The 11524-nt window shown below is 67.2% G+C and carries 12 protein-coding genes and 2 tRNA genes; 3 read left to right on the top strand and 11 right to left on the bottom strand.

Annotation, left to right across the window (positions count from 1 at the left end; genetic code table 11):
• Positions 1–70: 70 nt before the first annotated feature.
• Both QFZ29_RS07185 and QFZ29_RS07180 read left to right on the top strand, forming a co-directional pair.
• The gene (locus QFZ29_RS07185; RefSeq protein WP_306893500.1) at positions 71–523 is read left to right on the top strand and encodes a single-stranded DNA-binding protein; all 453 of its coding nucleotides are present in this window, start codon (positions 71–73) and stop codon (positions 521–523) included.
• Positions 524–531: 8 nt separating this feature from the next.
• On the top strand, positions 532–1089 hold the full coding sequence (locus tag QFZ29_RS07180) for a hypothetical protein (RefSeq protein ID WP_306893499.1): 558 nt from the start codon (positions 532–534) through the stop codon (positions 1087–1089).
• Positions 1090–1220: 131 nt separating this feature from the next.
• On the opposite strand, the gene QFZ29_RS07175 is transcribed toward QFZ29_RS07180, so the two are convergent.
• The 5 genes from QFZ29_RS07175 to QFZ29_RS07155 form a co-directional block, all read right to left on the bottom strand.
• A complete protein-coding gene (locus tag QFZ29_RS07175) occupies positions 1221–2462 on the bottom strand; it encodes a tyrosine-type recombinase/integrase (protein WP_306893498.1) in 1242 nt (413 codons plus the stop codon).
• Positions 2462–2695, bottom strand: a complete 234-nt coding sequence (locus tag QFZ29_RS07170; protein WP_306893497.1) for a helix-turn-helix domain-containing protein — start codon at positions 2693–2695, stop codon at positions 2462–2464. Before QFZ29_RS07170 ends, QFZ29_RS07175 begins: the two co-directional genes overlap by 1 nt.
• Positions 2696–2865: 170 nt before the next feature.
• Positions 2866–2939 (bottom strand) — tRNA-Ile (locus QFZ29_RS07165).
• Positions 2940–2948: 9 nt separating this feature from the next.
• Positions 2949–4205, bottom strand: a complete 1257-nt coding sequence (locus tag QFZ29_RS07160) for a glycosyltransferase (RefSeq protein WP_306893496.1) — start codon at positions 4203–4205, stop codon at positions 2949–2951.
• A 156-nt stretch (positions 4206–4361) separates the two neighbouring features.
• On the bottom strand, positions 4362–5267 hold the full coding sequence (locus QFZ29_RS07155) for a DMT family transporter (RefSeq protein WP_306893495.1): 906 nt from the start codon (positions 5265–5267) through the stop codon (positions 4362–4364).
• 52 nt (positions 5268–5319) lie between these two features.
• On the opposite strand from QFZ29_RS07155, the gene def reads away from it, so the two are divergent.
• On the top strand, positions 5320–5886 hold the full coding sequence (gene def, locus QFZ29_RS07150; protein ID WP_306893494.1) for a peptide deformylase: 567 nt from the start codon (positions 5320–5322) through the stop codon (positions 5884–5886).
• A gap of 43 nt (positions 5887–5929) precedes the next feature.
• On the opposite strand, the gene QFZ29_RS07145 is transcribed toward def, so the two are convergent.
• From QFZ29_RS07145 to QFZ29_RS07120, 6 genes are all read right to left on the bottom strand, one after another.
• Positions 5930–7267, bottom strand: coding sequence for a permease prefix domain 1-containing protein (locus QFZ29_RS07145; protein ID WP_306893493.1), 1338 nt, complete (start codon positions 7265–7267; stop codon positions 5930–5932).
• Between the two features lie 2 nt (positions 7268–7269).
• On the bottom strand, positions 7270–7632 hold the full coding sequence (locus tag QFZ29_RS07140; RefSeq protein WP_373426189.1) for a PadR family transcriptional regulator: 363 nt from the start codon (positions 7630–7632) through the stop codon (positions 7270–7272).
• Positions 7633–7752: 120 nt separating this feature from the next.
• Positions 7753–7825, bottom strand: a tRNA-Asn gene (locus QFZ29_RS07135).
• Between the two features lie 82 nt (positions 7826–7907).
• Positions 7908–8765, bottom strand: coding sequence for an ABC transporter ATP-binding protein (locus QFZ29_RS07130; RefSeq protein WP_306893492.1), 858 nt, complete (start codon positions 8763–8765; stop codon positions 7908–7910).
• The gene (locus QFZ29_RS07125) at positions 8765–10453 is read right to left on the bottom strand and encodes an ABC transporter ATP-binding protein (protein ID WP_306893491.1); all 1689 of its coding nucleotides are present in this window, start codon (positions 10451–10453) and stop codon (positions 8765–8767) included. Before QFZ29_RS07125 ends, QFZ29_RS07130 begins: the two co-directional genes overlap by 1 nt.
• Positions 10450–11523 (bottom strand): ABC transporter permease, encoded by a 1074-nt coding sequence (locus tag QFZ29_RS07120; protein WP_306893490.1) that lies wholly within the window; start codon positions 11521–11523, stop codon positions 10450–10452. The genes QFZ29_RS07125 and QFZ29_RS07120 overlap by 4 nt, the downstream gene beginning before the upstream one ends.
• Between the last annotated feature and the right edge of the window lies 1 nt (position 11524).

Here is an 11524-nt window from a genome sequence, read left to right as displayed (position 1 = left end):
ATGGGAACCGCCGCGCACCTCCCATGTGAGCGGGTCGAACGATCCGCCGGATCCTCTGGAGGACAGTCCCATGGCACTTCACACCCAGCAGTCACTCTCCGGCTTCATCGCCGCGGAGCCACAGCAGTCCGTCACCGAGAACGGCGACACCCGCTTCTACGTCCGCGTCGGCCAGCCCCACTTCCGCCGCGAAAGCGACGGCAGCTTCACCGAACTCGAGCCGACCTTTCACGACCTCGTCACTTACCGCGCGACCGCCGACCGCGCACTCACCCGGTTCGCAAAGGGCGACAGCTTCATCGCCGAAGGCTACGTCCGTACCTTCCAAGTCGAACGCGACGGCGCGCTCATCGAACGGGAGGAGTTCGTCGCGAAGAAGATCGGCCACGACCTCGCCCGCACCAACTACGACGTCGATCGCAGCCGCCGATCGGGCGGCGGCATCGAAGAGGATTCCCCTGGCCCACGTCCAGTCGTCGCGCCGGCGCAGGTGCGCGCCGACTCCGCCGTGCTCGGGATATGAGTGCCACGATGCCGGATGCCTCGGGCCGCCGGTGGGCTGCCCCGCAGGATGCCGCGCTCGATGATGGCTCGCTGGATGACCTTGACGGGCCGCTGACGTCGGAACCGCCACATCCGATCAACTGGAACCTACTCACGGCCGAAGAAGCCGAGACGGAATGGGTAGAGCTCAATCGGTGGGTCAACTGGCTCCGACGGACCTACGGACTCCCGGCTTCTGTCATTCCGCCGTTCTGGCACCGCCACCCTGAACTCGTCTGGGAGCTCTCCGCTCTACACCTGCACTGGCTCTGCGCCTACGACCCCGACCAACACGGCTCCGCACCATTCGGCTGGCACCGCGACTTCGCCGATGCCCGCCAACGGCTCCACGACTGGGTCGCTACATCGGGCACCCGGCTCGACCGCGACAGACCGACACGGCAAACCGCCTGGCCCGGCGAGCCGCCCACCGACGCAGTTGACGAGGTCGTCATCACCGACCGCAACGAGGACTTCATACGATTCGTCATCGACGACGTTGAACGCCGCAGACTAGCTGAGGACGTATTCTCGAAGCAGCGCTAAGTCGCAACGACCGATGCCTGAGTTCCGCGTCGCTTCCTCGCAGGCCACTCCTTCGCCATCGCAGTCCAGCTTGGTCTAGTACGCGAGGTCGCCGCGGCCAGGCCATTCGCCCCCTGCCCCGACACTCCCGACTACTCCTCCCAGTCGTCCCACGAGATTGAGTCAACGCCGTCGTCCGGAGCAGGCGGCTTCGGCGCCAGTCGCTGGAGCACCTCGGCCGGTTTGGACGTCACCGTTCGATCCGGCTCCGCATAGTGCTCCTTCGTAACGGCCGTCGATGTGTGCCCGAGCATGTCGGCTGCTGCTTGCAATCCGAGCTCGTGGGCGATCGCGGTCGCGCCCGTCCGACGGAACGCATGCGGCGAGATCCCCGCATCAGCGAGGCCGGCCAGCCCGAGGATCTTCCGGAACTGCCGCCGTACATTCGCGGGGATGAGCGGCGTGTCGTTCTTCGAGAAGAACAGAAGATGCTCGGGCTCAGCATCGGCCGGAAGGAGGGCGAGCCGCCGACGAAGCACCTCGGCTGCGAACACCGGGACGGGCACGAGCCGATTCGATTCTTTCGTCTTCGGATGCTCCTGCCGGTAGACCGGCACCCCGCTGCGCTGGATGATCGTGCCGCAGATCTCGACCCGCGGCGGCTCCGCCGTCACGTCGACGTCGCATTTCCGCAGCGCGAGCGCCTCGCCGATACGAGTCGCCGTACCGAGCATGACCTCGATGAGGTCGCGCACCTGCCCATCCGGTCGGGGCCCGAGCCAATGCGGATCGGTGCCGAACTCCCGCGCCGCGGTCCGGATCGCCGCCAACTCGTCAGGAGTCAGCGCCTTCGGCACCCGCTTGGGCTTTTTTAGCTGCGAGGTCTCCTTCACTGGATTCCGCTCGAGGAGTCCCTGCCGCACGCCGAAGGCCAACACCATGCTCAGCGTCGTCTTCGAATGTTTGGCCATCGAGAACGACCGCAGCCGCTGCTGCTTCAGATACCGCTCGATCCGGCCAACGGTGATCTCGCGCACCGCGAAGTCGGCGAAGAACGGCAGTACGCTGCCCCGAAGCTGGCGCTCGTAGGTCTCCTTCGTGCTCTCAGCGCGATCGACGTCCAAGCGCAGATCGTCCAGCCATGCGTCAGCGAGGTCCGCGAACTTCGAGTCGGGGGTGAGCGAGCCTTGCGTGCCGGCGTGCCGCATGCGCTCCTGCAGATCGAGCTTCAGCGCGGTGATCGCCGCGTTGCGGCTCTCCCCTGTCGCGCCGACTTGGCGCGTCTGCCCGTCCCAGTCGCGGAACCGGGTCAGCGCCCGGAACCTTCCACGCGCGAGCTCCGTCGTCTGGATGCTGCCGTAGGTGCCGATCGCCAGCCGGGGACGGCCTGCCATCAACCCTCACCTTCGACAGCGGGCACGGCCTCCGGTTCGTGAATGCCGTCCAGCCAGTGGATGACGTCGGAGACGCGGTAGCGGATCTCCCGGCCGACCCGCATCCCGGCAGGTCCGCGTCCGTCGGTGCGCAGGTCGTAGATGGCCTGCACGTGCACGCCGAGGTACTCGGCGAGCTCGCTCGTGGTCAACACGGGCTCGAGGCCGAGCCCGGAGAGGCGTTCGCTGTTCATACCACGAAGGTGTTCGAGGCGAACCCAACTCGGTCGAGTACGGTCGACCACCCTGACCGGAGCACGCCCATTTCTGCCCGAGCGAACGAATAAGCGTTGGATAAACGTTGACGACATCAAGTCCCTGCCCTCTATTAGAGGCAAGAAACCCTGATCAAGTCGAATTAAGGTAGGGCGGACGGGACTTGAACCCGTGACCGATGGATTATGAGTCCACTGCTCTAACCGGCTGAGCTACCGCCCCGCGCCCGCGTCACTCGGGGAGCGCCGCCGGTGCGACATCGGTGACCGGGTCGGTCACCGGCTTCCCACGATACAGGCTCTCGAACGTCGAGATCGTGCGCTGGATGTCGTGGGCGGCGATCATGCGAAGCGACCCCTCCTTGAGTGCGCGATATTCTGCCGCCGGCGCCTCGAGCACGATCCGGAGCTTGGCCGCGAGGTCTTCAGGGCTGCCCGGTTCGAAGAGGTATCCGTTCTCGCCGTCGTGCACGAGGTGCGGGAGGGCCATCGCGTTGGCCGCGACGATCGGCAGGGCCGAGGCCATGGCCTCCATCGTGACGATGCTCTGCAGTTCGGCGATGGAGGGCATGGCGAGCACGGATGCCCGGTGGTAGGCGCCTCGCAAGGCGTCGTCGGCCACGTAGCCGGTGAATGTCACCTGATCTGCGACTCCGAGCTCCACGGCCATGTGCTCGAGGTTGCGCTTCTGGTCGCCGCCGCCGACGATCTCGAGCTTCGCGTCGAGCTCGGCCGGGAGCAGCGCGAACGCACGCAGCAGCACGTCGATCTGCTTCTCACCGGTGACGCGTCCGACGAAGAGGATGCGATTCTCGCTGCGCGGCTCCCAGCTCGGCTCGTACTTGTGCGCGTCGATTCCGCACGAGATCGCGTGTACGCCCGAGAGGCCCGTGTGCTTCTCGAGGAACTGGGCCGCCTTGCGCGTCGGCGTGGTGACCGCCTCGGCGCGCCCGAAGGTGCGGCGAGCAGCCTTCCAGGCGAGCCCGACCGCCCACTCCTGCCAGCCCGCCGGCAACAGCGTGAACTCGAGCATGTTCTCGGGCATGAAGTGATTGGTGCCGACGATCCGGATGCCGCGCTTCTCGGCTTCGAGCGAAAGGCCCCGCCCAACGATGATGTGCGACTGGAAGTGCACCACGTCGGGTGTCACCTCGTCGATCACGCGGGCGCTGTTCTGGCGGATGCGCCACGGCAGCGCGAATCGGAGCCAGTCGTGCGGATACCAGCGCCAGCTGTTCAGGCGGTGCGCCGTGATCTCCTGGCCCTCGTGCACCTCTTTCCAGGTGCCGTGCTTGCGGCTGGCAGCTGGGGCCATGACGTGCACGTCGTGACCGCGCTCGACCAGGCCGGCCGCGAGGCGCTCGGCGAACTTCGCTGCCCCATTGACGTCGGGAGCGAAGGTGTCGGCGCCGATCAGGATCCTGAGCGGCCGTTCCGTCTCTGCGCCGTCGGTGCCGGCGGAAGGTGTAGCACCGGGATTGTCAGACACGTGGCGTTGTTCCTCACAGTTCGTCGATTCGGGACGGTCAGCCCCGGTGGGCGTCGCGGCGCAGGGTCGGCGCGCAGACTGAGTCCGACGATAGTCTACGCAGTGCGCACCGCGCGGCGTCGTTGTGGAGTTTCGCGCTTGGGGGCGTGATTCTGCTCAGATCCGTGTTTGCGGGTGGTTCTTCGCGAGCTGGAAGACGCCCACCACCGCGATCACGCCGGCGAGCACGAAGACCCCGTTCGCCCAGAGCGGCGCCTGCGACGCCTCCCCCAACACGATGATGCCGATCGCGACCGCGACCATCGGGTCGACCACCGTGAGCCCCGCGATGACGAGGTCGGGCGGGCCCGATGCGTAGGCATTCTGCACGAAGTACGCACCGAGGCCGGTCGCTGCGAGCAGGCCGACGACGCACAGCCAGGTGAGCCACTCGAACTCCCCCTGCTGGAGTCGGCCGAGCACCACCTTCGCGAGCGTCGCCACGAACCCGTAGAGCACGCCGGCCATGATGACGTAGAAAATCGCCCGGATGTGCCGGCGCATCCATCCGAAGGCCACTCCGGCTGCCGCGAGCACGACGGCGAGGATGATCAGGATCGTGATCAGGTGCTGATCGGTCACCGGCTTGTCGACGGCGGTGAAGGCCGCGACGCCGACGAAGAGCAGGACACCGCCGACACACATCACGATTGCGATGATGGATTTGTGCTTGAGCCTGACGTGGTTGATGCGCGAGTTCAGGATGGAGGTGATCACGAGCGCGATCGCGCCGAGCGGCTGCACGACGATGATCGGCGCGAAGTAGAGACTCGACAACTGGAAGACGATGGCGAGCCCGAGCATGACCGAGCCGAGCACCCATGACGGGCGCGCGAGCAGCAGCGCGAGCTGGTTGAAGCTCAACCCCTTGCCGAGGGTGTCGACGGTGCGCGACTCAACCTTCACCACGCCGCGATGCTGGAACTGTGCGCCCAGCGACAGGAAGACCGCTCCCACGAGCGCGAGCGGAATTCCGATGAAGGAGGTGGGGTCGAGGGCGATCTGCTCGGTGAGCTCGCTCATGTCCGGATCCACGCATCGACCCTACCCGCTCGTCCCCCGATATCCTGTCCGAATGGCCGTGCTCCCCATACGAATCACCGGCGACCCGGTCCTCCACTCCCCCGCCCTGCCCGTCGAGTCGATCGACGATGAACTGCGTGCGCTCGTGCGGGATCTCTTCGAGACGATGGATGCCGCGCCGGGCGTCGGCCTCGCCGCTCCGCAAGTGGGTGTGGCGCTCCGGCTCTTCACCTTCGGCTGGGTCGACGAGGCGGGCACCCGCTGGCGCGGCGTCGCGATCAATCCCGAACTCTGGATCTCCCCGCCCCCCGTCGGCGACCCCGACCCCGACGAGGAGTCCGAGGGCTGCCTCTCCTTCCCGGGCGAGCGATTCGGCTTGCGTCGCGCCGAGCGCGCGATCCTCCGCGCGACCGACCTCGAGGGTGTCCGGTTCGAGATCGAGGCCGAGGGCTGGCTCGCGCGAATCTTCCAGCACGAGTACGACCACCTCGACGGCATCCTCTACACCGACCGCTTGGGCGAGCGCGACCAGCGCATCGTCACGAAGATCAATCGCAAGCTCGGTTGGGGGCAGCCGGGCCAGCAGTGGATGCCGGGCGTCGACGACCTCGAAGGCTGAGGCCCGCGGCAGCAGTGCGCACTGCGCGGCGAAGGCCGTGCGATCACGCGAAGCCGAAGAGGGGCGGCACGACGAGCACGACCACCAGCACCCAGCCCGCGAACACCGGGAGGTATCCGGTCTGCCACCGCTCGAGCCGGACCGCCGACGCCTTCGCCGCGAGCAGGCGGGCGATGAGCCATGCCGTCATCACGAGGTTCACGAGCAGCACGACGTTCAGCCCGAGTGCCGCCACGCGGTTGGCGGTGAACCCGAACTCGCCCACGCGGGCGAGCATCGAGCCGAGCACGAGAATATCGAGCACGACGGCGGCGATGACCGCCACCAGGCGGAGCACATCCATCAAGCCGGCCGGGCGGTTCGTGTCACGCGCCGAGATGCCGTAGACCACGAGGCCGAGGACGACGAGCAGGAGCACGTCGAACACGGTCAGCAGGTCGCGGTCGAAGTCGCGCCCGACGCCTGCCGCGAGGTATCCGATCGCCGATACCAGCAGCATGACGGCGAACAACGGCGTGAAGATGGCGGTGAGCACCGGCGCGAGATTCTCGATGACGCTCTTCTTCTCCTCGACGAGCCACGCTGCCACGACCACAGCTCCCGCGGCTCCCGATGGAACGACCCAGGTCATGACCTCCGGGATCGCGTCGGGGGCGATCGGCGTGAGCACGAGGCTGGTCAGGCCGAGCAGCACCGCGCCGCCGAGGGCGATCAGCGCATAGTAGATCGCCCACTCGCCGGTGAATCGGATGAAGTCCATGCGCCTGGCGGCTGATCGCACGTCTCCCCCGACATAGGCGACACCCACGACGAACCAGAGCGCGAACGGGAGATGAATCGCGACGAGCAGGTCGGTGCTCGAACCCGGAGGAAACGGGAAGACGTTGACGGCCACTGCGAGCACGGCCACTGCCCCGACGAGGCTGACGGCGGGTCTCAACGGCATCCGTCTGACCACCGCGAAGAACGTCGCGAGCACCGGCAGGACGAAGAGGCTGAGGTCCCGCAGGAACCACGCGCTGCTCGAGCCGGGAACCTGGGCGAGAAGGCGAGCGACCTGGATGAGCACGGCGGTGACCAAGGCGAAGCCGAGCATCGTCAGCACCGCCTGCTGCCCGCTCTCGTCAGGGTGTGACATCACGAGCTGCTTCCAGAGCCGATCGCTGTGCTCGCGAGCGAACTCCGCGGTGATGAGGTCAACCTCACCCAGCCGCTTGACCGCGATGAGGAAGGCCTCATCGCCCGAGAGTCCGGCACTCTCGAGCTCTTCGATCTGCTCCCGCAGATGGCCTTCGAGCTCGTCGGCGTCGCCTCCGTCGACCGCACGACCCCGAAGGACCGCGGCGCGCCATTGGTCGATCTGGTGCTCGACGGAATCCATGCTCATGCCCCTGCCACTGGAACTGCCATTTCCCACAGCCCGCCGAGAGTGCGGGTCGCGGTGTCCCATTGCCGCCGCTGCTCCGCCAGCTGGGCGCGACCGACCTCGGTGATCTTGTAATAGCGGCGGCGCCTGCCCTCGGGCGAGACGCCCCACTCGGCGCGGATGCAGCCCATTCGCTCGAGCCGGTGGAGCAGCGGATACAGCATTCCGTCGGTCCATTCGAGATCGCCGCCGGAGAGCTCACGGACCCGCTTGAGGATCGCATAGCCGTAGCTCGTGCCCTCGACGAGGATCGCAAGCACGAGCGGTGTCGCCATCGCGGCCACCAGGTCTTTGTCGATGTTCATGACACCCCGATCCATCGATCATTATACCTTGCGGTTCTATGCATCGATGATCTAGGCGTCGTACCGGCTGATGGCAGCGCCGACCGGGTTAACACAAGAAACCCCGTCCTTCTCGGGAAGGACGGGGTTCTGCGGCTCCCCCACTTGGACTCGAACCAAGAACCTATCGGTTAACAGCCGATTGCTCTGCCAATTGAGCTATGGAGGATCGCTTGTTCAGCATCGATACTCTAGCAAAGGGAGTGCCCGACTCCCAATTCGTGCCGGCCCCCGAGCGGCCGCGACATCCGTCACGCGAGTGGGCCGGAGTCCAGCTCGTCGATCACCGCGTGTCCGGCGTCGAGTGCACCCGCGAGTGCCATGACATACGGATGCCGCGGATCGTCGAAGACCTCGTCGATCGTGCCGATCGCGGCGAGCTCGCCCTTGTCGAGCACGGCGATGCGGTCGGCGGTGCGGCGCAGCACCGGCAGGTCATGGCTGATGATGATCGCCGAGAACGTGTGCTGCTCGCGCAGGTCGCGGATGAGCTGGGCGACCGCGTCCCGCACGGTGAGATCGATGCCGGCGGTCGGCTCGTCGGCGATGAGCACCGACGGGCCGAGCACGAGCGCGCGGGCGAGCGCGACGCGCTGGCGCTGGCCGCCGCTCAATTCGTAGGGGAACCGATCGAGCATGCCGAGCGGCAGCCGCACGCTGTCGATCATCGTCGCCACCCGGTTCGTGAGCGCGTGGCGGTTGTACCGACGGTCGCGTTCGAGAATCGGTTCGCCGACGATCTCGGCGACCGTGCGGTCGGGCGGCAGGCTCGACGCGGCATCCTGCGGCAGGTACCCCACGTGGAAGCGGTACTCGGGAAGCTTTCGCTTCGGAAGACCGCGAAGTTGGTGGCCGAGCACCGTCGCCTCGCCGCCCGTGATCACCGGTCGCACGTCGCCGGTGCGCGGCTCGAAGGCGACGCCGGAGAGCACCTTCGCGAGAGTGCTCTTGCCGCTGCCTGCGCTGCCGAGCATTCCGAGCACCTCGCCAGGCGCGACCCTGAGCGAGATCCCGTGCAGTGCGACGTGGGCGGCGCTCGCTCCATGGGCGGGGTATTCGATCGAGAGATCGCTCAGCACGATGGGATAACGGTGCGCGGCACCGGTCATCAGCTCGCCTCCCGAATGCGCCGGAGTTCCGCGCGGCGCTCGGCTTGGGCGACCGGGTCGGGTACCGGGAGGGACGCGAGCAGGCGCTGGGTATACGGATGCTTCGGAGCTCCGAGCACCTCGGCACCGGTGCCCTCCTCGACGAGCGAGCCGCGGTAGAGCACGCCGATGCGATCGGCGAGCAGGTCGACCACGGCGAGATCATGACTGATGAAGAGCGACGCGAAGCCGAACTCGCGCTGGAGTTCGGCGAACAGCTCGAGCACGCGAGCCTGCACCGAGACGTCGAGCGCCGAGGTCGGCTCATCGGCGATGAGCAGTTCGGGTTCGAGCGCGAGCGCGCGCGCAAGGCTGGCACGCTGTCGCTGGCCGCCGCTCAGCTCGTGAGGGTAGCGGTCGCCGTATGCGCGTGGCAGCTGCACGGCCTCGAGCAGCTCGTTCACCCGTGCTCGGGCTGCATTGGCGTCTTTCGCCCGGCCGTGGATGATGAGCGGCTCGGCGACGCACTCGGCGATCGTCAGGAGCGGATTGAAGCTCGAAGCCGGGTCTTGGAACACGAATCCGAGCCGACTGCGGAGCGGACGGAAATTCCGCTCGCGGATTCCGTTCATCTCCGCGCCGAGCACGCGCAGCGATCCTCCGGTGACCTTCGTGAGCCCTGCGATCGCACGGCCGATGGTCGTCTTGCCCGAGCCGGACTCGCCGACGAGACCGAGCACCTCCCCCGGTCGGATGACGAAGTCGACGCCATCGACGGCGCGGAACCCCGGCCGGCCGAATCGGCCCGGATACGAGATCTCAAGTCCGCGCGCCTCGACGACGGGGGTCAGCTCGGCCCATCCCGCGGCCCGCGCGGCTACGCGTTCGACCGCACTCGCGGCACCGTGGCCCACATACGGCACGGCGGCGAGCAGGGCTTTCGTGTAGTCGGCTTGCGGAGCCGAGAACAGCGTCTCGACGTCGGCCTGCTCGACGACGTTGCCCTCGTACATCACCGCGACACGATCGGCGAGATCGGCGACGACGCCCATGTTGTGGGTGATCAGCACGATCGCCGTGCCGAACTCATCTCGGCACTTCCGAAGAAGATCGAGGATCTCCGCCTGCACCGTCACGTCGAGCGCGGTGGTGGGCTCGTCGGCCACGATCAGGCCGGGGTCGAGCACGAGCGCCATGGCGATGACCACGCGCTGCTTCTGCCCGCCCGAGAACTGGTGCGGATAGTGGTCGACACGTTCCTCGGGGTCGGGGATGCCGACCCGTCGCAGGATGTCGATCGCCTTCGCGCGCGCGTCCTTCTTCGAGACGTCGCCGTGGGCCCGAATGCCCTCCATGATCTGCCAGCCCACGGTGTACACCGGGTTCAACGCAGTCGAGGGCTCTTGGAACACCATGGCGACGTCGGTGCCGCGCACCTCGCGGAGCTGGTGTGTCGAAAGGCTGATGATGTCGGTCTCGCGAGTGCCCTCGCGGTTCGAGAGCACCACGGCGCCGCTCGTCGTTGCCGTCTCGGGGAGGAGCCCGAGGATCGTCTTCGCCGTGACCGTCTTGCCACTGCCGGACTCGCCGACGATCGCGAGCACCTCACCGCGGGCGACCGACAGCGAGACGTCGTCGACCGCCTTGACCGCCCCGGCATCCGTCGCGAAAGAGACGCCGAGGTTCCTGATGTCGACCACCGTGCTCATCGCCTGACCTCGATCCCGTGCTCGTCGAACGATTGGCCGTCTTCGAGACCATCGAGGCCTCCGGGACCGGCCGTCAACGTGCCGCCGGGGACGACCGACGTCGCGGCGACCTCGCCGGCCGCCTGTGCGACGCGGCGGCGCCCCCGGAGCCGCGGATCGGCCAGGTCGTTGAGGCTCTCGCCGACGAGGGTGATGCCGAGCACCGTGAAGACGATGGCGGCGCCCGGGAAGAAGGCCGTCCACCAGATGCCGCTCGTGACATCCGATTGCGCCTTGAACAGGTCGTACCCCCACTCGGCTGCAGCCGTCGGCTCGATGCCGAAGCCGAGGAAGCCCAGGGCCGCGAGAGTCAGGATCGCCTCCGACGAGTTGAGCGTGATGATGAGTGGAAGAGTGCGCGTGGCATTGCGGAAGACGTGCTTGAACACGATCCGCGTGCTCGAGGCGCCGAGCACCTTCGCCGACTCGACGAACGCCTCGGCCTTGATGCGCACCGTCTCGGCGCGGATCACCCGGAAGTACTGCGGGATGAAGACCACCGTGATGGACCCGGCCGCCGCGAGCACGCCGCCCCACAGGTTGGACTGCCCCTGCGAGATGACGATCGACAGCACGATGGCGAGCAGCAGCGACGGGAAGGCGTAGATCGCGTCGCACACGACGACGAGCACGCGGTCGAGCCAGCCGCCGAAGTAGCCGGAGAAGAGGCCGAGCGCCACGCCGATGAAGATCGAGAGGATCACGGCGATGACGATCACGAGGATCGCGGTCTGGGTGCCCCAGATGACGCGAGAGAACACGTCGTAGCCGCCGACTGTGGTGCCGAAAATGTGTTCGGGCGATGGTGGCTGTTGTGTACCGAACCCGCCCGACTCGTCTTTCCGCTGTGCGAAGCCGTACGGGGCGATCAGGGGCGCGACGATCGAGCACAGGATGAACACCGCGACCATGACGAGACCGGCGACGAGCATGCCCCGCTGGAGGCCCATGCTCTGCCGGAGTTGGTGGACGATCGGAAGCCGATCGCGCAGTGGGCGACGGCGCACGGGGGTGACGGATGCCGCGGTCATC

Origin of the sequence: Agromyces albus, assembly GCF_030815405.1 — a bacterium.
GTDB classification, from domain to species: domain Bacteria; phylum Actinomycetota; class Actinomycetes; order Actinomycetales; family Microbacteriaceae; genus Agromyces; species Agromyces albus_A.
Note: the sequence above shows the minus strand (reverse complement) of the source record. Positions and strands in the feature narration are given on the sequence as shown.